This is a genomic window from Allocoleopsis franciscana PCC 7113 (assembly GCF_000317515.1).
GTDB lineage: Bacteria > Cyanobacteriota > Cyanobacteriia > Cyanobacteriales > Coleofasciculaceae > Allocoleopsis > Allocoleopsis franciscana.
The window spans coordinates 2,013,492-2,039,264 of record NC_019738.1 but is presented as its reverse complement, the minus strand read 5'-3'; the positions used below and the strand labels follow the sequence as shown (position 1 = coordinate 2,039,264).

Annotated in this window: 10 protein-coding genes; 9 read left to right on the top strand and 1 reads right to left on the bottom strand. The window is 45.6% G+C overall.

What is annotated here, in order from left to right; translation table 11 throughout:
* Positions 1 to 10: 10 nt before the first annotated feature.
* The gene (locus MIC7113_RS38600) at positions 11 to 139 is read right to left on the bottom strand and encodes a hypothetical protein (protein WP_256374801.1); all 129 of its coding nucleotides are present in this window, start codon (positions 137 to 139) and stop codon (positions 11 to 13) included.
* Between the two features lie 323 nt (positions 140 to 462).
* On the opposite strand from MIC7113_RS38600, the gene MIC7113_RS08530 reads away from it, so the two are divergent.
* From MIC7113_RS08530 to MIC7113_RS08490, 9 genes are all read left to right on the top strand, one after another.
* A complete protein-coding gene (locus MIC7113_RS08530; RefSeq protein WP_015181767.1) occupies positions 463 to 2,022 on the top strand; it encodes a 3-oxoacyl-[acyl-carrier-protein] synthase III C-terminal domain-containing protein in 1,560 nt (519 codons plus the stop codon).
* Between the two features lie 209 nt (positions 2,023 to 2,231).
* Entirely contained in the window at positions 2,232 to 5,750 is a 3,519-nt protein-coding gene (locus MIC7113_RS08525; protein ID WP_015181766.1) for a non-ribosomal peptide synthetase, read from the top strand.
* A gap of 204 nt (positions 5,751 to 5,954) precedes the next feature.
* Entirely contained in the window at positions 5,955 to 10,637 is a 4,683-nt protein-coding gene (locus MIC7113_RS08520; RefSeq protein WP_015181765.1) for a type I polyketide synthase, read from the top strand.
* Positions 10,638 to 10,725: 88 nt separating this feature from the next.
* Entirely contained in the window at positions 10,726 to 11,580 is an 855-nt protein-coding gene (locus MIC7113_RS08515) for a 3-hydroxyacyl-CoA dehydrogenase family protein (RefSeq protein ID WP_015181764.1), read from the top strand.
* A gap of 40 nt (positions 11,581 to 11,620) precedes the next feature.
* Complete coding sequence (locus MIC7113_RS08510; RefSeq protein WP_015181763.1) at positions 11,621 to 11,875, top strand: acyl carrier protein; 255 nt, start codon at positions 11,621 to 11,623, stop codon at positions 11,873 to 11,875.
* A 71-nt stretch (positions 11,876 to 11,946) separates the two neighbouring features.
* On the top strand, positions 11,947 to 13,131 hold the full coding sequence (locus MIC7113_RS08505) for an acyl-CoA dehydrogenase family protein (RefSeq protein WP_015181762.1): 1,185 nt from the start codon (positions 11,947 to 11,949) through the stop codon (positions 13,129 to 13,131).
* A gap of 3 nt (positions 13,132 to 13,134) precedes the next feature.
* The gene (locus tag MIC7113_RS08500; RefSeq protein ID WP_015181761.1) at positions 13,135 to 14,205 is read left to right on the top strand and encodes an HAD-IIIC family phosphatase; all 1,071 of its coding nucleotides are present in this window, start codon (positions 13,135 to 13,137) and stop codon (positions 14,203 to 14,205) included.
* A 54-nt stretch (positions 14,206 to 14,259) separates the two neighbouring features.
* The gene (locus tag MIC7113_RS08495; RefSeq protein ID WP_015181760.1) at positions 14,260 to 22,230 is read left to right on the top strand and encodes a non-ribosomal peptide synthetase; all 7,971 of its coding nucleotides are present in this window, start codon (positions 14,260 to 14,262) and stop codon (positions 22,228 to 22,230) included.
* Complete coding sequence (locus MIC7113_RS08490; RefSeq protein ID WP_015181759.1) at positions 22,227 to 25,661, top strand: non-ribosomal peptide synthetase; 3,435 nt, start codon at positions 22,227 to 22,229, stop codon at positions 25,659 to 25,661. The genes MIC7113_RS08495 and MIC7113_RS08490 overlap by 4 nt, the downstream gene beginning before the upstream one ends.
* Positions 25,662 to 25,773 lie beyond the last annotated feature (112 nt).

Sequence of the window (25,773 nt, the reverse complement as noted above, 5' to 3'; positions counted from 1 at the left end):
CAATAAAATTTTAAAAATTTTTAGGGTCACTTGCGATCGCAGGCGCTAGCGATCGCCGCTTGATACCGATTCGAGCCTGATCGAAGGTGCATCGGATTTGGGCGCAATCGCCTCCGAACAAGGCTGATAGCATCAGCATACTTGCTTTTCTCCGAATGGAAACCTTCGCCTCCCATGACCGACTAGATGCCCTTAATGGTCGCTTTCGTACTCATTAATAATAAATTACTATCAATTTTTTTCTGCAAATAAGAAAAAATATTCAATGAAAGACTTGTCAATGTCTTGTCAAGTAGTAAGATACATGAGTCAGTCAGTCGCTAGTAATTCTCATTAGTGACCTACAGGCATAAATCAATCAATGGAATTACCACCTGAGTGCCAGCTATGACGACGTTCAGTGCTGAGTGCAGAGTCATGCACCTTTCCAGGTGATAGTTACCGAAGTTTAGGAGTCGTGTTGTGACGAGTCACTCCATTGGTATTCGTTCGCTTGCCGTAAGCTTTCCCAGTCTGATTCGTACCAATGATTATTGGTACGAGAAGTTTCCAGAGTTAGCGGTTCAAGCTCAACCAAAACGAGTTCGGTTGCCTAGAACCTCTCAATCCACCTCCAACGACGATGGAATTGAAATCTGGTCGCAAGAGGTAGCCCCGTATTTAAACGACCCGTTTCGAGGGAATGTCGAACGGCGAGTACTCAGTCATGATGAGTCGCCGCTGACACTGGAGTATCGGGCGGCAAAAGAGGCACTTGAGGCGGCAAACCTTCATCCTGAAGAAGTCGAATTGGCGATCTGCGCTTCGCAGCAGCGCTTCGCTATCGCCACCTCACTTTTCTGTGAACCCATCGGACTTAGTAATACCTCCTCCCTCGTCCGTCAACTCAACTTGCATTGTCCTGCCTGGAATCTGGAATCAACCTGTTCGAGTGCTTTGGTGGCACTGCAAAATGCCCGTGCCTTGGTGCAAACGGGAGAGTACCGCAATGTACTGGTGGTGGTTTCGCAATTTGGTTCTAACACGGTAGACGATGAAGACACGCTTTCTTGGTCGATGGGTGACGGCGCTGGAGCCTTTGTCGTGAGTGCGCTCAAACCCAATCAGGGAGTCCTCGGCACCAAAATCATCAGCACCACTGCCACCTGCGGCGCTTACTCCCACGAACTCGTAACGGATGCTCAAGGCGTGCCTCGAATGCGTACTCGAACGGGTGAGAACGCAAGTATGCTTGCTGAAACTGCCGTTGATTTCGTCCGCACTTGTTGCAAAGAAGCGGCAACAGCAGCAGGAGTGTCCCTTGAGGGCATCGACTTTTTTGCCTTCAATACGCCGACCGCCTGGTATGCTAGCGTCTGTACGCGGGCATTAGGCATCGATCCAGAACGTACCATCAATCTTTACCCCCGATACGCCAATATCGGACCAGTTCTTCCCATCGCCAACTTGTACCACGCGACGAGATCGGGCAAACTGCGTGAAAATGACCTGGTTCTCGTTTACACAAACGGTGCAGGTGCCACAGCAGGCGCAATGGTGATGCGTTGGGGTGATGTAGCGCTAGGAGCGGTTCCAGCTCCTCCCATTAGTGTTACACCGGAACAAGAGAAGATTCGTTTAGCAGGAGCAGACTCTCGTTCCCAAGAAAATCCTCCTATTCACCAAACGGAAACTCTTTCAAGAGAACAGCTTCTAGCTGCTGAACCAGAGAAAAGACGGCAGATGCTGGAAACTTACCTTATAGGATGGCTCACCACTACTTTACAGCTTCCCCCAAATCAATTCACGCCTCAGCAATCTTTTGCTTCATTACTGGACTCCTTGATGGCATTGATGTTTAGGAGCCGAATTGAAACCGACCTCCAGGTACAAGTGCCAATGGAGAGCTTCTTTGGAGACAACACCATTGCTCAACTATCAGAACAATTGCTTAATCAATTAGTGCTGGTCAATCTAATTGCAACAGAGCCAATTGATGCTGCTAAAACACATGAAGAAGAACGAGAGAAGTTGAGTCTGTAACGTGTGTCTGAACTATACGGATATTTTTTTCTTAAGCAGGTGAGTGAAAAGAAACACAGCAGGAGCAGGGTAGGTTTTGAACAGAACAAACTAGTTGTTGGCAATCCATATCGCTAAACCCGCCCCTACAAATTTATTTTTTTGGTCTATTTGCTTAAAAATTAGCGAATCAGGTTCGTAGTGCAAGGCACAATCTTCTGGAGTCAGTTATGGATTTACATTCACTTTTAACCACCCTCTCCAACAAAGGCGTAAAACTTTCTGCTAATGGTAATTCACTAGAAATTGATGCGCCCAAAGGGGTAATCACTCCAGAACTGCGGAACTCTTTAGCAGAGCATAAAGCAGAGATTCTTAAGTTGCTGCACCAAAGCAATATAAGTGTCAGTTCTACTGCTCTACCAACTATTGTGCCAGCACCAGAGTTGCGCTACGAACCGTTTCCTCTGACGGATATGCAACATGCCTTCTGGATAGGCCGCAGTGGGGTATTTGAGTTAGGCAATGTGAGCAATCATGGTTACTACGAAATTGAGGGTAAGGACTTAAATCTGGAACGCTTGAACTGGGCGTTACAACGATTGATTGAGCGTCACGACATGCTGAGGGCTGTGGTGTTACCGGATGGTCAACAGCAGATTCTCAAGCAGGTGCCTCCTTACCCGTTCGAGGTTTTAGATTTAATAGGACAAGATGAGGCAGTTGTCAAGGCTCAGTTAGAGGCTATTCGGGAACGAATGTCTCATCAGGTGTTGCCTGCCAATCAGTGGCCTTTGTTTGAGTTTAGGGCAACGTGTTTGGATGGCGATAGCCGAAGGCGCGCCCGTAAGGGCGATAGCGAAGCGCTGCCGCCTACGGCAGATCGCGTTCGATTGCACATCAGCTACGACTTGCTAATTTTTGATGCCTGGAGTCTGTTTCGTCTATTTGAACAGTGGTTTCAACTGTATCAAAATCCTGAAGTTGCACTGCCACCGCTTGAACTTTCATTCCGGGATTATGCTTTAGCAGAGCAACGTTTACAAGAGACCCAACTGTATCAGCGATCGCGCGATTATTGGTTAAGCCGTATAGACACTCTTCCCCCAGCACCCGACTTACCCCTGGCTAAGAGTCCCCATCAACTTAAACAGTATCGCTCCAAGCGTTATGAGAGTGGCTTAGATCGCACTCAATGGCAGCAGTTAAAGCAACGTGCTGCTCAAGTTGGTTTGACACCTTCTGGCGTCTTACTTGCCGCTTTTGCCGAAATCATCACCGTTTGGAGCAAGAGTCCCCAATTTACTCTCAATCTTGCCCTGTTTAATCGGTTGCCCCTGCATCCCCAAGTCAATGAAATCTTGGGAGGCTTTACCTCTGCAACCCTCCTGGCAGTGGACAACTCAGCCTCTGAGTCGTTTAGCCAACGCGCCATCCGCCTCCAGAAACAACTATGGCAGGATTTAGAACACCGCTACTTTAATGGTGTGCAAGCGATGCGGGAACTAGCTCGCAGGAAAGGGACGGCTATCAGCACCATACCTGTCATCTTCACCAGTACTTTAGGCTTCAGTTCGCTAGGACAGGAAACCTTAACCTTCAGCCATTTTGGAGAGTTAGTCTATGGCATCAGCCAAGCATCTCAGGCGTGGATGGATGTTCAAGTATGGGAGGAAAAGGGAACGCTGACATTTAATTGGGATGTAGTCGAGGAACTCTTCCCTGAAGATTTAATTCAGGATATGTTCGAGGCGTATTGCCGCTTTCTCCAGCAGCTAGCTACCTCCGATTCAGTTTGGGTTGAGACAAGGCGAAATCTTATACCTCCGGCACAGTTAGCGCAACGGGATGCTATCAATGCTACTGACGCACCCGTTCCTGATACGCTGCTGCATGAGTTATTTACCGAACAAGTACAGCGTCGAAGAAATGAGCTGGCTATCATTTCGCCGGAGCGTAGCCTAACCTATCAGGAATTATGCGATCGCTCCAATCAAGTTGCTCATCGACTGCGGAAATTGGGGGCAACTCCCAACCAACTGGTAGCCGTAGTGATGGAAAAGGGATGCGAGCAAATTGTTGCAATTATGGGCATTTTAGCCTCTGGTGCTGCCTATGTCCCCATCGATCCCGGACTCCCTGAAGAACGTTTTTCGTACCTGCTAAGAAACAGTGAAGTTAATATTGTTCTCACTCAATCTTGGCTCAATGAGAAACTGTCTTGGCCTCAGTCAGTTCATCGGTTGTGTATAGACAGTGAAGACTTAGCAGAAGAAAGTAACCAGCCTTTAGAGCCAGTCCAGACACCAGAGGATTTAGCTTACCTCATCTACACCTCCGGTTCTACAGGTGTTCCCAAAGGGGTGATGATTAACCATCGGGGTGCCGTCAACACCATTATTGATATCAATCAGCGCTTTGGCGTGAGTCCAACTGACCGCGTGTTGGCGCTCTCTTCCCTCAGTTTTGACCTGTCGGTTTACGATATTTTCGGCACGCTAGCAGCAGGGGGAACGATTGTCATCCCCAAAGCATCCTTTGAGCGGGAACCGAGCCACTGGGAAGAGTTGATAGTACAGCACAACATCACTATCTGGAACTCGGTGCCAGCTTTAATGCAGATGATGGTGGACTATGCCCAGAATAACTCTGAAGCTTTAGCCAGTCTGCGGTTGGTCTTGTTGAGCGGAGATTGGCTCCCCCTAACTTTACCGACTCAAATTAAAGCCCTTGTCCCGGATATTCAAGTGATTAGTTTGGGGGGTGCTACTGAGGCGTCTATCTGGTCTATTCTCTATCCGATTCAATCGGTTGACCCAGCTTGGAAGAGTATTCCCTATGGTCGTCCGATGACAAATCAGCGTTTCTATGTATTCAATCATGCGCTAGAACCCTGTCCTGTTTGGGTTCCAGGGCAGCTTTACATCGGAGGCATGGGGCTGGCGTTGGGTTACTGGCGGCAAGAAGCTAAAACGGCGGCTAGTTTTATTACCCATCCTCGTACAGGTGAGCGATTGTACCGGACAGGTGATTTGGGTCGTTTTCTTCCCGATGGAACGATTGAATTTCTGGGTCGAGAAGATTTTCAAGTCAAGATTGGTGGATACCGCATTGAGTTAGGAGAAATTGAAGCGGTGCTGGTGCAGCATCCTGCTGTGGGTAAAGCAGTCGTTACTGTAGCGGGTGAACAGCCCAGCCATAAGCGGCTGGTCGCTTATGTGGTTCCCCACCAGGAAATTCCCACAGATGAATTGCGTCGTTTTCTGCGCGGGAAGCTGCCTGAGTATATGCTGCCATCAGCCTTTGTCTTTCTAGAGGCTTTTCCACTGTCAGCAAATGGTAAAGTAGACCGCCGTGCGCTTCCTACTCCAGACGCTTTTCTTCAGGAATTAAACGTTTCTTATGTACCCCCAAAAAATGAAATCGAAAAAACGATTGCTGCTGTTGTCCAATATGTGATGCAGATAGAGAAAGTAGGAGTTAATGATAACTTTTTTGACTTGGGTGTAAATTCACTACTCATTATAAAAATTTACAACAAGATTCGAGAAGAATTGCCAGATGAGGTACAATATATCTCATTGATTGACTTGTTTAATTACTCAAGCATTCGTGCTTTAGCTAAGCACTTAGTTTTTTCCCAAGCTCCTTCTTTACAACAGCCAGATACTAACTTGGAGCAGAAAATACAACAGGGAAAAACTCGCCTGAAGCAAAGATTTCAAAAATCAAGACTAACGACTCGCTAATCGGTCATGCCGCTTGGCTCCAAACTAGGGAATTCTATAATTAATTGCCCAGCTCAGAGTCGCATACCAAATCCACCCTTATAACCCCTTATATCTCTTTATTTCCTCTTATTCTCGACTCTGCGAACTCTGTGCCTGGAGTGGTTCGTCTCAAAAAAGAGTAGTAATCGCTAGCCAAGATACCGTCTACAAAAAGATAAAGCAATGAACTTCAAACATAACGGATTAGAAATTGCAATAATAGGTGTTTCCGGACGTTTTCCAGGCAGTGGTAATATTGCTCAGTTTTGGGAAAATTTGTTCAATGGAAAAGAGTCTATTTCAGTTTTTCCAGATTCGGGAAAAAATCCTGAAGCTAATGGTTTTAATAAAGAAATAAAAGCGGCTGCATTACTAGAAGATATTGAGCTATTTGATGCCTCGTTTTTTGGGTTTAATCCCAGAGAAGCGGAGATTATCGATCCACAGCATCGTCTATTTTTAGAGTGTGCTTGGGAGGCTCTGGAAAATGCTGGCTATGACTCTGAAAAAGAAGAAAGACCGATAGGAGTGTATGCGGGAGTAGGGACAAGCACATATTTGCTTTATAATCTTTTCCCCAACAAGGTGAGAGAAACACTAGGATATTTCCCCACTCTACTTGCTTATGATAAAGATTACGCATCCACCCGAGTTTCTTACAAATTAAATCTCAAAGGGCCGAGTGTTAGTGTTGGAACAGCTTGTTCCAGTTCGTTAGTTGCCGTTCATTTCGCCTGTCAAAGTTTGCTCAGTGGTGAATGCGACATGGCTTTGGCGGCTGGGGTTTCAGTTAAAGCTCCCCAAAACGAAGTAACGCTGTGTCCGGAAGGGATTTCTCCCGATGGACATTGCAAAGCGTTTGATGCTCGTGCCAATGGGACAATTGGCGGCAACGGAATTGGTGTGGTTGTCCTCAAGCGACTGGAAGATGCGATCGCAGATCGAGATTATATTTATGCTGTTATTAAAGGTTCAGCCATCAATAATGATGGTGCTGTAAAAGTTAGCTACACAGCCCCTAGTGAAGAGGCACAAGCGAGAGTCATTCGAGCCGCTCAAATCATGGCTGAAGTTGAGCCAGAAACAATTACTTATATAGAAACACATGGAACCGGAACGTCTCTGGGCGATCCGATTGAAATTGCTGGGTTAAAACAAGCATTTTCAACAGATCAAAAAGGTTACTGTGCAATTGGCTCAGTGAAAACCAATATTGGGCATTTGGATGCTGCGGCGGGGATCGCAGGCTTGATTAAAACAGTTTTAGCTCTCGACAAAAAGTGGCTACCGCCGACGCTTAACTTCGAGACACCCAATCCTCAGATAGATTTTGAGAATAGCCCGTTTTATGTCAACACTAAGCTTACAGAGTGGAAAGCTAACGGTACTCCCCGTCGCGCTGGAGTAAGTTCCTTTGGTTTTGGTGGAACCAATGCCCATGTCATTCTCGAAGAAGCGCCAACTGTGCAACCGTCTGCAACCTCCCGCCCTTGGCAAGTGCTGATGTTATCTGCCAAGACGAGTTCAGCTTTGGAGACGGCGACAAGCAACTTGGTTGAACACCTGAAACAACATCCTGAGCTTAACCTAGCTGATGTGGCTTACACCCTACAAGTGGGTCGTCGAGAATTTGAGCATCGGCGAACGGTTGTTTGCAAAGATATTGAAGATGCTCTAGTCGCACTGCAAGACCCCAAACGGGTTCTCTCCGGTCTTCAGGAGACGAGCGATCGCCCCATCGCCTTCATGTTTACTGGACTGGGAACTCATTACATTAATATGGCTTGGGAGCTTTACCAAATTGAGCCAACGTTTCAAAAAACAATTGATCGCTGTTGCGAGTTGCTCAAGCCTCTCCTTGGTCTCGATCTGAGAGATGTACTGTATCCCACGAAGAACGAGGCTTCGGCAAGTTCCCAACCAACCCAGGCGATCGCAGGTGTGCCTCAATCGGGCATCGATCTACGCAAAATGCTTGGTCGTAACGCAGAACCGATCGATGAAGCCACTCAAAAACTGAATCAAACCCATCTTACTCAACCGGCAATTTTTGTTATCGAGTATGCCCTCGCCCAGTTATGGATGTCGTGGGGAATTCGTCCAACGGCGATGATTGGCTACAGCATCGGTGAGTATGTCGCGGCAACTTTGGCGGGAGTATTGTCTCTGGAAGATGCTCTGACTCTTGTGACAAAAAGAGCGCAAATGATTCAAGAGTTGCCCGGTGGAGCAATGTTGGCGGTTCCCCTCTCAGAGGAAGAGGTACGTCCTCTCCTAGGAGAGAAACTGTCTTTGTCTGCGGTGAATGGCTCAAAACTCTGCGTAATTGCCGGAACCCCAGATGCTGTGGATGAATTGGCTTCTCAGTTAACTGAAAAGGGCTTGGCTTGCCGACGTTTGCAGACATCTCATGCCTTCCATTCCCAGATGATGGAACCTATTGCCTCTTCCTTCACTGAACTGGTAACAACGGTCAGTCTCAATCCCCCGAAAATCCCTTACATATCCAATGTTACGGGAACTTGGATAACAGCAGCCCAAGCCACAGACCCCAGCTACTGGACGCAGCATCTATGCCAACCTGTGCTATTTGCCGATGGGGTGAATGAGTTATGGAAACAACAGCAACCGATTTTGTTGGAAGTGGGGCCAGGACAGACATTGAGTAGTTTGGCATTACAGTGTTTAGAAAGCGAGCAGGTGGCAGATAAAGTTGTGCTACCCTCTCTTCGCGATGCCTATACTCAACAGTCGGATTTAGCGTTTTTGCTCAACGCTTTGGGTCAGTTGTGGCTATCGGGAATTCAAATCGATTGGTCGAAGTTCTATGCCGAGGAGTACCGCGAACGTGTCCCATTACCGACTTATCCCTTTGAGCGCCAGCGCTACTGGGTTGACTCTCCCCAAGCGGGACAGACTGTGTCCATAGATCAAGCCTCCTTAGAGAAAAAGCTGGACATAGCAGACTGGTTCTACATTCCAGTCTGGAAACAGTCGATGCCGCCTGTTCCGCTTGAAGTGGGTAGCTTGGCAAAGCAAAAGTCCTGCTGGCTGGTATTTGTCGATGAATGCGGAATAGGTTCTCAAATTGCGGCAAGAATAGAAAACGAGGGTCAAGATGTCATCAGTGTAAGGGTAGGAGAACAATTTGACCAAGTTAGTGAATGGGAATACACTATCAATCCTCAAAGGAAAGAGGACTACCATTCCTTACTCAAAAAACTTGATTTTTTGGACAAAATTCCCAGTACTGTGATTCACTCGTGGAGTATCACTTCTCACGAACAAATACCATCAGGAGTAGAGCTATTTGAAGAAGCTCAGCACTTAGGTTTCTACAGTCTGCTCTTTCTTACGCAGGCTCTCAGTAAGCAACGGATTACTATTCCTCTTCGACTTTGGGTGTTGTCCAATAGTATGTACGCTGTAGAGAGCACTGATGTGTCATATCCGGAAAAGATAACCTTGTTGGGACTGTGTAAGGTCATTCCCCAAGAGTATAGTAATATCACCTGCCAAAGTGTTGATTTAGTACTGCCCAAATTAGGAAGTTGGTCGAAGGATAAACTAATAGACCAACTCTTAGCAGAAATCACTGGAAAGTCATCTGATTTGGTAATCGCCTATAGGGCTAATCAGCGTTGGCGGCAAGTATTTGAGCCTGTAAGATTCGATAATCCAGTTGAGTCTCCCAAACAATTGCGTCAAGGGGGCGTGTATTTAATAACAGGCGGATTAGGAGGATTTGGTTTGACACTAGCTAAATACCTAGTGCAAACTGTACAAGCCAAGCTTGTATTGACAGGACGTTCAGCATTACCTCCTAAAGAAGAATGGGAGCAGTGGCTGGCAAATCATGAGCAACAAAATCGAGTAAGCACCAGAATCAGGAAAATCCAAGAATTGGAAGATTTAGGTGCTGATGTTCTCGTCATCAGCGCAGACGTGGCGAATGAAATCCACATGCGAAGAGTTATTACGCAGACTGAAAAGCGATTTGGCAAGCTTAATGGGGTGATCCATGCAGCTGCAATTCTCGATCAAGATAAGATCATTAATTCAATTTTGGATACAAGCTACACCGAATCTAACTGGCACTTTCAAGCTAAGGTGTATGGACTTTATACGTTAGATAAAGTTTTGCAAGACAGAGAAATTGATTTTTGCATATTGATGTCCTCAATGGGAGCTATCTTTGGAGGAACAGGGTTTGCTTCCTATACTGCGGCTAATCTTTTCATGGATGCCTGGGTTCACAGGCAGAACCAGCTTGGTAATAGTAATTGGTGTAGTGTAAATTGGTTTCACTATGAAGATGCCTTCTTAGCCCTTAGAGGTATAGCCCCAGACCCAAGAAAAATTGAGGTTTTTCATGAACAAGTTGTGGAAATTTTTAAACGTCTTTTATCTAATCGTCTAATTCCTCAGGTTGCTATCTGGCAGAGTGATATAGAAACAGAAGTCGATAAGCTTATTAAGCATAAGTCTAGCCAGTATCCTGAAAAAGTAAAGGGCAGTGAGGCAACCCCCTCTCTGTATCCGCGCTCAAACCTGCGGACTACCTATGTTGTTCCTAGCAGTGAAATTGAACACCGGATTGCTCAATTATTCCAAGAGTTTTTGGGAATCGATAAAGTAGGTATTCATGACAACTTTTTTGAATTGGGCGGAAACTCTTTAATAGCAACCAAAATGTTTCTAATAATTCGCCAAGAACTACAAGTAGAAATACCTTTAATTAGCTTGTTTCAGAAACCATCTGTAGCGGAGTTGGCTCTGTTTATAGAAGAAATAATCATAAGGGAAATAGCAGAAATAACTGAAGAAGATGCTCAGAAGCTTATGAGAGAAATTACCAGCAAATAAAAGAAACAAAATCAATACATCACAATACAATTTTGGCAGCATTACTATACACCCATGTCCAAAAACTCTACATGAGGTAGATCTGAAAATGAACATTCAAACAGTTGGTGTAGTCGGAGCTGGTGTTATGGGTATCGGGGTAGCACAAAACCTTGCCCAAACCGGACATCAAGTGATTCTTGTTGATATTTCCGATAAGATTTTGGAGCAGGCGAAACAGGAAATTAGTAAAAATATTCGTTTTCAAGGTTTTTTCAATAAAAGCGAGAAAACCGAAAATCCCAAAGAAGTCCTCCAGCGAATTAAATTTACAACTAATTATCAATTTCTAGAATCTGCGGAATTCGTTATTGAAAACACGACAGAAAAATGGAATATTAAAAACCAGGTTTACTCTCAACTTGATACCATTTGTCCTAAAGAATCAGTCTTTGCCGCCAATACATCTGCTATTCCCATTACTCGCATTGCTTCAGTAACTCAGCGTGCCCCTAAAGTCATTGGTATGCATTTCATGAATCCTGTACCAATGAAATCAATGGTGGAAACGATTCGCGGCTATCATACCTCTGAGGAAACTATTGAAACCGCAAAAAAAATGTTGGCTCAGATGGGCAAAGAATGCATCCTAGTCAATGATTCTCCCGGTTTTGTTTCTAATCGTGTACTGATGTTAACTATTAATGAAGCAATTTTTCTTTTGCAAGACCAAGTTGCTTCAGCCTCCGATGTAGATAGAATCTTCAAAACCTGCTTTGGTCACAAAATGGGACCTCTTGAAACCGCTGATTTAATCGGATTAGATACGATTCTCTTCTCTATTGAAGTTCTATACGAAAGCTTTAACGACAGTAAATATAGACCCTGCCCTTTGCTCAAGAAAATGGTAGATGCAGGGTTGTATGGTCGAAAAAGCGGGCAAGGTTTTTATGCTTATACCTGAACTTCTTAAATTTGCAGTAATTCACACAAGATAACTCACCATGCAAGCAGCTAAATCTAAAATCAAAAATTTTCTTTCCCAGTATTTCGGCAATCATCAACTCCAAGATGATGAAGATATCTTTGCTCTAGGTTTTGTTAATTCGATGTTTGCCATGCAACTGGTTCTATTTCTAGAAAAAGAGTTTAATGTCACGATTGAAAACGAAGACCTCGATTTTGATAACTTTAGAACTATTGAAGCGATGAATCGGTTGATCCAATCTAAGACAAATGTAGCTATAGGCTCGATCTAGATCCCAAACTTCTTGAAGAAGTCGGGGATCTGGACAGAGAAGAATGGATTTTGTTGTGATTTAAGTGTAAAATGCGAATAGAATTAACTCCTCAGCAAAACCAAGCTCGATCTGAATTCAAAGCTTTTGTAGACGAAGCAATAATTCCTTATGCAAATCGATGCGATCGCAAAGAACATACGCCCCCAGAACTCATTGAAAAACTAGCTCAACAAGGATATTTAGGTGCTGCCTTACCTAAAGATAAAGGTGGCAGTGGAATGGATGCAATTACATACGGTCTTTTGAATGAAGAAATTGGACGAGGCTGTTCTTCACTCAGGAGCTTGCTGACAGTTCATAATATGGTATCTCAGGCTCTGCTCAAGTGGGGCAACAAATTTCAAAAAGAAAATTGGTTGCCTAAATTAGCATCTGGAGAAGTCATTGCGGCTTTTGCATTGAGCGAACCTAACGTCGGCAGCGATGCCAAAAGTATAGAGACGACAGCCACACGTTCGGGAGATTTTTATGTATTAAATGGGCAAAAAAAATGGATTACTTATGGGCAAATTGCGGATGTCTTTTTAGTCTTTGCTCAGTGTGAAGGTAAGCCATCAGCATTCTTAGTCGAAAAAAATAGCCCAGGATTGACAATCAAACCCATTTTTGGGATGTTAGGTGTGAGAGCTTCAATGTTAGCAGAACTGCACCTGCATGATTGTAAAATTCCGTTGGAAAACCTTGTGTGTAGGCAGGGTTTTGGTTTTTCCCATGTGGCTTCTTCTGCACTGGATTATGGAAGATATAGCGTAGCTTGGGGTTGTGTAGGTATTGCCCAAGCCTGTTTAGAAGCTTGCATTCAATATACGAGTCAACGCCAGCAATTTGGTGTCTATCTCAAAGAACACCAATTAATTCGACAAATGATTGCTGAGATGCTTGTCAATGTCAAAGCAGCGAGACTGCTATGTTATCAAGCAGGCTACCTCAAAGATATTGGCGCTCCTAAATCAATTATGGAAACTTCAATTGCCAAATATTTTGCCTCCACAACGGCAACTAAAGCGGCAAATGATGCAGTACAAATTCATGGCGGTAATGGTTGTAGTAGTGAATACTCTGTTCAACGGTATTTGCGAGACGCCAAAATCATGGAAATTATTGAAGGTAGCAACCAGATTCAACAAATTACCATCGCTGAGTATGGTTACCAAGAACATCTGTTTCCACCGACTCGCCCTGTAATATCTCAAGAATTAGTGGCAAAGATTTGACAAATGGTAAGTCTAAATTCAGAGAAAGTAGAAACTAATCTAGTTAGTCAAAAAACGATTAAATGTGTAGTTTGGGATTTGGATAATACCCTATGGAATGGCGTATTATTGGAGGACGATCGCGTTTCCTTAAAAGACAATATAGTCGGTATCATCAAAACCTTGGACAGTCGAGGAATACTCCAATCCGTTGCCAGCAAAAATGAGTATGGCAAAGCAATGGCGAAACTAGAGGAGCTGGGATTGCATGAGTATTTTTTGTATCCACAAATCAACTGGAATTCTAAGGCTTCCTCTATTCAGGAAATTGCTAAATCAATCAACATCGGTATAGATACAATAGCTTTTGTTGACGATCAGCCATTTGAGTTGGAAGAAGTCAGTTTTTCACTGCCTGAAGTTCTCTGTATTAATGCCGCCACTCTGGAGCAGTTGCTTGATATGCCAGAAATGAATCCTCGTTTTATTACAGAGGATTCAAAAAAGAGAAGGTTGATGTATCTTAGCGATATAAAACGCCAGAAGGTAGAGTCAGAATTCGTAGGCCCTCAAGAAGAATTCTTAGCTACACTCAATATGCACTTCACTATCTCTTCGGCTCAAGAAGAGGATTTACAGCGAGCTGAAGAATTAACGGTACGAACAAACCAACTTAACACAACTGGCTATACATACTCCTACGATGAACTCAATCAGTTTCGGCAATCGAATCAGCACAAACTGCTAATTGCCAGTTTGGAAGATAAATATGGAAGTTATGGAAAAATTGGGCTAGCTCTTGTGGAATGCCAAGAAAGCCTGTGGACGATTAAGTTATTGTTAATGTCTTGCCGCGTCATGTCTAGGGGTGTCGGCACAGTGATGCTCAACTACATTATCAAGCTGGCTAAGGAAAATAAGGTTCGTCTGTGTGCAGAGTTCGTTTCCAATAATCGCAATCGGATGATGTATATCTCTTATAAGTTTGCGGGTTTCAAGGAAATTGAAAAGAGGGGCGAGTTGGTAGTTATGGAAAATGAACTAACGCGAATTCAACTTTGGCCTGAGTATATGAAAGTAAAGATTATTTCTTAGAAATTAAAAATGATTAATAAGGCATATTTTTAGGTAGTTTTAGTTACGAAAAAGATGTTATCACCCGAAGAAGAAGTTATCAAACTTAAGTCTAAATTTTCACCTGCTAAACAAGCACTTCTTGAAAAGCGTTTACGTGGTGAAGTTAAGTCCAAAACCGAAGAACTACCCACAATAGTTCCCAATCCAGATGATCGATACCAACCATTCCCACTCACTGATGTTCAGCAGGCTTACTGGATTGGTCGTAGTGGTATTTTTGAGTTAAGTAATGTATCAAGTCATGGATATTTAGAGATTGAAACGGCGGATTTAGACCTAGAAAGATTTGAAAAAGCTTGGCAACGACTGATCGACCATCACGAGATGTTGCGAATGATTATCAACTCTGATGGGCAACAGCAGATTTTGGAGCAGGTACCTCCGTACAAAATTAAGGTGGTGGACTTGCGTGGGAAAAGTTCTGAACTAGTGGCTTCTCAGTTAGCAGAAATTCGCAATCAAATGTCCCACCAAGTCTTGCCTGCTGACACCTGGCCTTTATTTGACATTCGAGTTGCTAAGTTAGACAAGAGTAAAGCCAGACTTTATATCAGCTTAGAGGTATTGATTGGTGACGGTTGGAGTTTTGAAATCTTGCTGGGGGAACTAGCTGATTTAATCCAAAATCCGGATATTTATCTTGCTCCTTATGAACTTTCATTTCGGGATTACGTCCTAGCTGAAATTGACCTACGAAATTCACAACTTTATCTGAAAGCACAAGAATATTGGCAAAGTCGTCTGGCTAGCTTACCCTCTTCTCCTGAACTCCCCCTCGATAAAAGTCCGGCAACTGTCAAATACCCCCGTTTTCTGCGCCGCAGTGGCAAATTAGCTCCAGATACCTGGCATTGTCTCAAGAGGAGAGCTACTGAAGCAAACTTGACCGCTTCGGGAATATTGCTAGCTGCTTTTGCCGAAATCCTAACCGTTTGGAGTAAAAGTCCCAGATTTACGATCAATCTGACTCTTTTCAATCGTCTACCCCTGCACCCCGAAGTGAATCAGATTGTTGGGGACTTTACATCATTGAATTTACTAGCAGTGGACAACTCACAGCAGGAGTCTTTTGCACAGCGATCGCAACGTATTCAAAAGCAACTTTGGCAAGACTTTGACTACCGCTATTTTAGTGGCGTGAAAGTTTTACGGGAGTTAGCTCGCAGGCAAAAGCGTCAGTCAGAGGCACTAATGCCAGTTGTCTTTACTAGCAGGCTAACTCAAGAAAACCTAAGTCGAGAAAAGTTAACTAAACCTCAAATTGGTAACGCACCCAATGAACAATCGTTATCATCAATTGATCGGTTAGGAAAACTCGTCTATGCTCTCAGCCAGACACCCCAGGTTTATCTAGACCTTCAGGTTTCTGAAAGAGAAGGTACTCTGGTTCTCGATTGGGATGCTGTTGAGGAAGTCTTTCCTCCAGGACTCCTGGATGATATGTTTGCCGCTTACTGTGACTTCCTGAATCGTCTGGCACATGAAGAAGACCTTTGGCAAACAACAACACGGCAACTGTTGCCCTCAGCACAGCTCAAGCAAATAGCCGCGATTAATGCCACTGAGACACCCATTGCGGAAGGAGCCTTACTCCAGACCTTGTTTTTTGAGCAAGTCGCTTTGCATCCTAAGCTTGCTGCTGTCGTTACCTCTAGTCGCACTCTAACCTATCAGGAATTATGCGATCGCGCCAATCACCTCGCCCATCAACTGCGACAACAAGGTATTCGCCCCAACCAACTAGTAGCAATTGTCATGGAGAAAGGCTGGGAGCAAGTCGTCGCTGCCTTAGCCATTCTCGCATCTGGTGCTGCTTATGTACCGATTGACCCCGGACTCCCTAGCGAACGTCGGCAACATCTATTAGAAGAAGCACAAGTGCAGTGCATACTCACTCAATCTTGGCTCGACACCTCCTTAGAATGGTCAGAAAATATCACACGCCTCTGTATCGACACCGTAGAACCTCCTAGTTCCTCCACACCTCTAGAGTCGATACAACAACCGTCGGATTTAGCTTACGTCATCTACACCTCTGGCTCAACTGGCAAACCAAAAGGAGTCATGATTGACCATCGAGGTGCTGTTAATACCATCCTCGACATCAACCAGCGCTTTAACGTTCAACCCCAAGACCGGGTATTTGCCCTATCATCTCTGAGTTTCGACCTGTCGGTGTATGACATCTTTGGCACCCTGGCAGCGGGAGGAACCATTGTCATTCCTGATGCCGATGCCACAAAAGACCCTGCCCACTGGGCGCAATTAATCGTACAACATCAGGTCACTATCTGGAATTCAGTACCAGCTTTGATGCAGATGCTGGTGGAATATGCGGCTAATCGCTCAGAATTATTACCTCAATCTTTGCGGTTGGTGATGTTAAGTGGAGATTGGCTACCCCTAAGCTTACCCGACCAGATTCGGACTTTGTTTCAAGATGTGCAGGTCATTAGTTTAGGCGGCGCGACAGAAGCCTCTATCTGGTCAATTCTCTATCCCATTGAAAAAGTTGATCCAACTTGGAAAAGCATTCCCTACGGTCGCCCAATGCGCCATCAACATTTTTATGTCCTGAATGAAGCTTTGGAGCCATGTCCAGTGTGGGTGACTGGACAACTTTACATCGGGGGAATTGGACTCGCTAAGGGTTACTGGCGAAACCCAGAAAAGACTAATGCTAGTTTTATTATTCATCCCCGAACCCAGGAAAGGTTGTATAAAACTGGTGATTTAGGTCGGTATTTGCCAGATGGAAATATTGAATTTATCGGTCGCATTGACCATCAAGTAAAGATTCGAGGCTTCCGCATCGAACTCGGAGAAATTGAAGCAGTCCTCAACACCCACCCCCAAATCCAACAAGCTGTAGTCATTGCCACAGAGGACATTGCTAGTAACCAACGCTTAGTTGCCTATATTGTTACTAGAGATGAATCACTCACCAACAATCAACTCCGTGAATTCCTCTTTTCAAAGCTACCCGAATACATGGTGCCAAATGTCTTTGTTACCTTAGACACCCTACCCTTAACACCCAACGGCAAAGTAGATAGAAAAGCACTACCAGCACCTGATGGAGAAATCAACCGAGAACATCAATGCGTAGCACCCCGCACACCAAGTGAAGAAATAATAGCCAATATATTCGCTTCCGTTCTCGGCGTGCAAAATGTAGGAATCCACGACAACTTCTTTGAATTGGGAGGGCATTCTCTACTAGCCACCCAATTAATTTCGAGACTCAGAGTTGCCTGGGACGTAGAAATCCCACTACGGACAGTCTTTGAATCTCCCACCGTCGCTCAATTAGAGCAAACATTAACTCAACTACGTACTACCAATAGTGGATTAAGTCTTCCCCCCATTCAACCCAGAACCGAGGGCGAACAAATACCCCTGTCCTTTGCCCAGCAGCGACTGTGGTTCCTCAACCAACTGGAAGGGTCAAGTGCCACTTACAACTTATCAGGGGCACTCCGCATCACTGGTAACTTAAATGTTCATGCCCTACAACAAGCCTTATCAGAAATATTACGCCGCCACGAAGTACTACGCACGAGCTTCCAAACTGTTAACGGCACACCCATACAGGTAATTCATCCAGAAGCCACCCTGAACATAACTCTGGTGGACTTAGAGCGACTAGAAGTACCAGAACGAGAAACTGTCCTACACCAACAACTACAACTTGAAGCCATTACAGAGTTTAACTTGGAAATAGCACCATTAATCAGGTGTAGTTTGTTGCAGTTATCAGCAACAGAATCTGTATTGTTACTGACGATGCACCACATTGTTGCTGATGGTTGGTCAATCGGAGTATTTATCCAAGAACTGTCTAGTTTATATCAAGCATTTTGTACGGGAGAGCCGTCTCCTTTAGCAAAATTACCAATCCAGTATGCCGACTTTGCCGTTTGGCAAAGACAATGGTTGTGTGGCGAGGTACTAGAAACGCAACTCAATTACTGGCAGCAACAATTGCAGGGTGCGCCAGACTTGTTACAATTACCCACTGACCGCCCTCGTCCAAGTGTGCAAACTTACCGGGGTACGACTCAAAGTTTTACTTTAGATACTGATTTAACCCAAAAGTTGCAAACTCTGTCTCAGGAGTCGGGGACGACTTTATTTATGACCCTGTTGGCGGCGTTTGCTACTTTACTCTATCGTTACAGTGGTCAAGAAGATATTTTAATTGGTTCTCCTATAGCCAATCGCCATCGCCGTGAAATTGAATCTTTGATTGGCTTTTTTGTGAATACTTTGGTATTGAGAACCCGTTTTGAAGATAATCCCAGTATGAAAGACTTACTGGCACAAGTTAGGGACACCACACTCAAAGCCTATGAACATCAGGATGTGCCTTTTGAGCAGGTAGTAGAAGTCTTGCAACCGCAACGCTCTTTGAGTCATTCTCCCCTGTTTCAAGTGATGTTTGTGTTGCAAAACGCACCGATGGGTGAAGTAGAATTACCCGGTGTGACTTTGACTCAGTTAGAGCGGGAAAGCACAATTGCTAAGTTTGATTTAACAGTGTTAATCACCGAAACTTCCCAGGGATTGGTGGGGGAATGGGAGTACAACAGTGACTTGTTTGACGGGTCAACCATTGAGCGGATGGCGGCTCATTTCCAGAACTTGTTGTCAGCCATTGTGGAAAATCCCCAACAAACTGTTGCTGAATTGCCCCTGTTGAGTGAAGCACAGCAGCATAAGTTGTTGAGAGAATGGAATCAAACTCAGGCCGATTATCCAAAAGATGTCTGTATTCATCAGCTATTTGAGGAGCAGGTAGAGAGAACGCCCGATGCTGTAGCGGTAGTCTTTGAAAACCAACAGTTGACTTACCGGGAACTGAACGCTAGGGCGAATCAGCTAGCCCATTATTTGCAAGAGCTAGGTGTAAAACCAGAGGTACTGGTAGGAATTTGCGTAGAGCGATCGCTTGATATGGTCATTGGACTCTTGGGTATCCTCAAAGCAGGTGGAGCCTATGTTCCGCTAGACCCAACTTATCCTCCAGAACGCCTCGCTTTCATGTTAGAGGATGCCCAAGTTCCCGTCTTGCTCACCCAGTTCCAGTTGTTGGAGACATTACCGACTCATCAAGCTAAGGTATTCTGTCTGGACACCGACGGCGAGATGCTTGCCAATCGGAGTCAGGAAAACCCCGATAGCGGAGCGACAACCGATAACTTAGCCTACGTGATCTACACCTCTGGTTCCACAGGCACGCCCAAGGGGGCGATGAACACCCATCAAGGGATTTGCAATCGTTTGGTCTGGATGCAGGAAACCTATCAGTTAACGATAGGCGATCGCATTCTGCAAAAGACCCCCTTCAGCTTCGATGTGTCAGTTTGGGAGTTCTTCTGGCCGCTGATGACTGGGGCGCGTCTGGTGGTTGCCAAACCCGGAGGACATCAGGACAGTGCTTACCTGGTCAAACTGATTGCCACTGAGCAAATTACCACCCTTCATTTCGTCCCCTCAATGCTCCAAGTTTTCTTAGAAGAACCTAGACTTGAAACCTGTAACGGTCTCAAGCGGGTGATTTGTAGCGGCGAAGCACTACCCTTTGAACTGACTCAACGCTTCTTTGCGCGTCTCGATGCCGAACTGCACAACCTCTACGGTCCAACTGAAGCTGCCATTGATGTTACCTTCTGGCAGTGCCAGCGCCAGAGCGAACGACAAACCGTTCCCATCGGTCGCCCTATTGCCAACACGCAAATCTATATCCTCGACTCTCACCTGACACCTACTCCCATTGGTGTGCCAGGAGAACTGTACATCGGTGGTGACGGACTGGCACGAGGCTACCTCAACCGCCCCGAACTTACAGCAGAGAAATTCATTCCTAACCCTTTTGGGAAGGCAGAAGGTAGAAGGCTGTACAAAACCGGGGATTTAGCCAGATATCTGCCCAATGGAGAGATTGAATTCCTCGGTCGCATCGACCATCAAGTAAAAGTTCGGGGTTTCCGCATTGAATTAGGGGAAATTGAAGCGGCACTGAATCAACACCCAGCAGTGCGAGAAACGGTGGTTCTCGCTCAGGAAAAGGTGCAGGGGGACAAGCGCCTGATTGCCTATATAGTTACAGAACAACAGCTAGCACCTTCTATCAATGACCTGCGTCGCTTCCTCAAAGAGAAGTTGCCCGAATACATGGTGCCTTCGGTTTTTGTGCAGCTCGAAGCGTTGCCCCTAACACCGAACGGCAAGATAGACCGCAAAGTACTGCCAGCACCCGATACAGTCAGACCCGAACTGGATAAAGCGTTTGTGGCTCCCCGCACTCCGGTCGAAACCACGCTAGTTGAGATCTGGTCTCAAGTCCTCGGTGTAGAGCAGGTCGGTATCTACGATAACTTTTTTGAATTGGGGGGAGATTCCATCCTCACGATCCAAATCGTTGCCAGGGCAAACCAGGCAGGTTTACAGTTAACCCCCAAACAGTTATTTGAATACCAGAATATTGCCGACTTAGCAGCCGTTGCCGTCACCAAGAAGGTACTCTTAGCAGAGCAAGGATTAGTCACGGGTGTAGTTTTTCTAACGCCCATCCAGAAATGGTTCTTTGAGAAAAATCTATCCGATCCGCACCATTTTAACCAAGCTGTTTTGCTGGAAGTGCGACAAGCGATCGACTTAGCTCTGTTAGAACAAGCACTGCAGCATTTGTTACTCCACCACGATGTCCTCCGCCTGCGATTTGAACCAATAGAGTCTGGGTGGCAGCAGGTTCAATCCAGTCCTGATGTATCCGTGCCATTAACCCGGTGGGACTTCTCAGCGCTGGCAGAGGCAGAGCAAACGTTAGCGATTGAGGCAACTGCCACCGAATTACAAGCCAGTCTTAACCTCTCAACCGGACTACTCGTGCGCGTGGGTTTCTTCGACTTAGGGGTTCACCAACCCAGCCGCTTACTGATCGTGATTCACCACTTGGTTGTAGATGGAGTCTCTTGGCGAATCTTGCTAGAAGACTTGCAAACAGCCTACCAGCAACTGAGCCAGGGTGAACAAGTACAGTTACCCGCAAAAACAACATCTTTCCAGCAGTGGTCTCAAAAGCTGGGGGAGTATGTACGCTCAACTGCCCTACAGCAAGAGTTGGACTACTGGCGACGCCAGTCCCGTAAGCCGTCCATCCCTCTACCTGTAGATTTTCCTGGGGGCGAAAACACAATGGCTTCTGTGGGGTGTGTATCGAGTACCTTGAGTTTCTCAGAGACCCAAGCCTTACTCAAGGAAGTGCCACAAATTTATAACACTCAGATCAACGATGTATTGTTAACGGCACTGGTGCAAGCTTTTGCTCAATGGACGGGTGAACGCACTCTGTTAGTCAATATAGAAGGTCATGGGCGGGAAGACATTGCCGATGATGTAGATTTGTCACGCACCGTGGGTTGGTTCACCACTATCTTTCCGGTACTCCTGAATCTAGGAGAGGCTTCTAACCCAGGAGATGCTTTGAAGAAAGTTAAAGAACAGCTTCGTGGCATTCCCAATCGAGGCATTGGCTATGGTGTACTGCGCTATCTCAGTGATGACCCGGAGATTACCGAACAACTGAGGACTCTGCCGCAGGCTGAGGTCATTTTCAACTACTTGGGTCAGTTTGACCAAACCCTTTCGGAATCGTCTTTGTTTGGCTTGACTCAAGAATCGAGTGGATTAGCTCGAAGTCTCAGAGGTAAGCGATCGCATCTTTTAGAAATCGATGGGTTGGTGAGTCAGGGGCAATTGCAACTGAAGTGGAGTTATAACCACAAGGTACATCGTCGCTCAACGATTGAGACCTTGGCTCAGGGTTTTGTGGAAGCGTTGCGATCGCTGATCGCTCACTGTCAATCTCCTGAAGCTGGTGGCTTCACGCCCTCAGACTTTCCACTAGCGCAACTTGGTCAAGACGACTTAGATGCAGTATTGGGAATGGTTGAGTTTGAGGGAGGAGGTGCAAGATGAGTTTAAAAAATAAAAACATTGAAGATGTCTATCCTCTCTCTCCGATGCAGCAGGGGATGCTTTTCCATAGCCTTTATGACCCAGCATCCGACGTATATGTCACTCAACTAAGTTGCGAATTGCAGGGAGAATTGAACGTTTCTGCCTTTGCCCAAGCCTGGCAGCAAGTAGTCAATCGGCATTCCGTTTTACGAACCGCCTTTGTGTGGGAAAAACTGGAAAAGCCCCTTCAGATAGTAGGTCGGCACGTAAAACTCGATTGGGAAGAACAAGACTGGCAAAGCGTCCCTCCCATTGAACAAAAGGAACGACTGGAAAATTTACTGGACGCAAACCGAAAGCGCGGTTTTGAACTGTCCAAAGCGCCGCTAATGCGCCTAATTCTAATCAAACTTGCCGAGACTCACTATCATTTTGTTTGGAGCCATCACCATCTACTGCTGGATGGTTGGTCTTTACCCATAATCGTTAAAGAAGTCATTGCCTACTATGAGGGATTTTGCCAAGGTCAAATCCCCGAACTAAAACTACCTTGCCCCTATCGGAACTACATTGCATGGCTACAGCAGCAGGATATGTCTCAAGCCAAAGCATTCTGGCGAGAGAAATTTAAAGGTTTTACAGCTCCAACACCACTGGAAGTAGGTCAAGCTTCTCTAAGGTTTCCGAATCTGGAAGAGAACTACGACGAGCAAGAAATCAAACTATCGATCGCACTAACAGCCGCACTAAAATCACTGGCACAGCAGCAACATCTGACTCTCAATACTTTGATTCAGGGAGCTTGGGGTTTACTCCTGAGCTGTTACAGCACTCAGGACGATGTAGTATTTGGAGCGACCGTCTCCGGTCGCCCGTCTGCTCTGCTGAATGTAGAGTCTATGGTAGGTCTGTTGATCAATACCCTGCCAATACGGGTGCAGGTAGCTCCTGACGAATTCCTCCTGCCTTGGCTCAAGCACATCCAAGCTCAATACATTGAGATGGGTCAGTACGAGTATAGTCCGCTAGTGGAAATTCACGGCTGGAGTGAAATACCTAGAGATTTGCCTCTGTTCGAGAGTCTGGTAATTTTTGAGAACTACCCCATAGAGTCTTCCTTGCGGGAGCGAGTCGCTAACCTCAAGGTTGATAATATTCGTGCCTTTGAAAAGACGAACTATCCTCTGAGTGTGTTTGCAATACCTGGAGAAGAGTTAGAACTGAAAATTGCGTACAATTGCCACCGTTTTGATGCAGCTACCATTATTCGGATGTTGGGTCATTTACAAACCTTACTAGAAGGAATGGTCGCCAATCCTAAAGTACGCCTTTCAGATTTACCTCGATTGACCCAAGCCGAGCGCCATCAGCTATTAGTGGAATGGAATGATACACAGGCTGATTATCCCCACAATCAATGCATTCATCAGCTTTTTGAAGCTCAGGTGGAGAAGACACCCGATGCTGTAGCGGTAGTATTTGAAGGGCAACAATTAACCTACCGAGAACTCAACGCTAGGGCAAATCAACTAGCGCACCACCTGCAAAAGCTAGGTGTAAAACCAGAGGTACTGGTGGGCATTTGTGTAGAGCGATCGCTCCATATGGTCATTGGACTCTTGGGCATCCTGAAAGCGGGTGGCGCATATGTACCCCTCGATCCAGCTTATCCGCAAGAGCGATTAGCTTTCATGTTTTCAGATGCTCAAGTACAAGTACTGCTAACTGTGCAGCATCTGGTCGAGAGAGTTCCCGAACATGAGGCACAGGTCGTTTACCTGGACGCTGACTGGGGTAGTATTGCCCAGGAAAGCCAAGAGAATCTCGTCAGTAGTTCTACGGCTAACAATCTGGCTTATGTCATCTACACCTCTGGCTCGACTGGGAAACCCAAGGGGGTTCTCGGTCTTCATCAAGGTGCCGTCAATCGTTTTCACTGGATGTGGGAAACCTATCCCTTTGAAGCCGAAGAAGTTTGTTGTCAAAAAACATCCTTAAACTTTGTGGACTCCGTTTGGGAGATTTTTGGGCCATTACTCCAAGGAGTGCGGATCGTCATTGTGTCCGATCAAGTTCTCAAAGACCCTCAACAGTTTGTGGAAACCCTTGCCGACAATGCGGTAACGCGACTCGTACTTGTCCCCTCATTGCTGCGCGTACTTTTGGATACTGCCAGCGACCTCCAAAAACGGCTACCCAAGTTGAAGCTCTGGGTCACGAGTGGAGAAGCACTTTCAGTAGACCTATTGCAGAAGTTTCGACAGATCATGTCTCATCGTACCCTCTTAAACCTTTACGGTTCGTCAGAAGTGTCTGCTGACGTGACTTGCTACAGCATAAGTCCGCAAGATAAAGCTCCTTCGCACGTTTCCATCGGTCGCCCGATCGCCAATACGCAAATCTACGTGCTAGATCGGCATCTAAAGCCTGCTCCCATCGGTGTGCCTGGTGAACTCTATGTAGGCGGTGCAGGACTTGCTAGGGGCTACCTGAACCGACCAGAGATGACGGCAGAGCGGTTTATCCCAAACCCTTTCAATGATTTGGAATTGCCGATTGTAGATTTTAGATTGGCAGATTCTAATCAAAATTCAGAATCTTGTGAGACTAACGCACAATTTAGAAGTCCCAAATCGAGTGTGCGTCTATACAAAACTGGGGACTTAGTTCGCTACCTACCGGACGGTAACCTCGAATTCCTGGGACGAATCGACAACCAGGTGAAACTTCGCGGTTTCCGCATCGAACTGGGAGAAATTGAAGCGGTGCTAGGTCAACATCCAGGGGTACGGGAGGCAGTAGTTCTGGCTAGGGAAGATGAATCCGGTAACCAGCAATTGGTGGCTTATGTCGTTTCTGATCTAGAGCAGTGGGTAAGCGAAGCTATGCCGTTAAAGAAGCGGCACGAAGTGCAGGCGATCGCAATTAGTGAACTTCATCGCTTACTCAAACAGAAGCTGCCCAACTATATGGTGCCATCAGCTTTCGTGATGCTAGAAGCTCTGCCACTGCTACCCAATGGCAAGGTAGACCATCGAGCGCTGCCAATGCCCGACGAGCGATCGCGTCCCGAGTTGGAAGCGGCTTATCAGGCACCCCGGACTGAAGTAGAACAAACAATTGCCACTATTTGGCAAGAAGTCCTTCATGTCGAGGAGATAGGTATCCATGACAATTTCTTTGAACTCGGCGGTCATTCATTGCTCTTGGTTCAGGTTCATGGCAAGCTGCAAAAAACCTTTCAGCGAGATTTTCCCTTAGTTGGAATGTTTCAATATCCAACCATAAGCTACTTAGCTCAATATTTAAGTCAGGAGCAAAGCAAACAACCGTCTTCTTCACAATCTTCTAACCGCTCTGGAAGCCGGACTGATTCAATCAATCGCAGAAAACAAGTCAGACAAAAACATCGAGCAGCAGGCAAGCCCAAAAGCACTCCATCTCAATAATTCAAACAAATACCTCCATTCCACGGGTATATTCTCTAATAAAACTACCTGGAATTCGGTTGAATTAGGGAATTAATAGATGTTTTTTGTGCTACACAAAAAGTGAAAAATA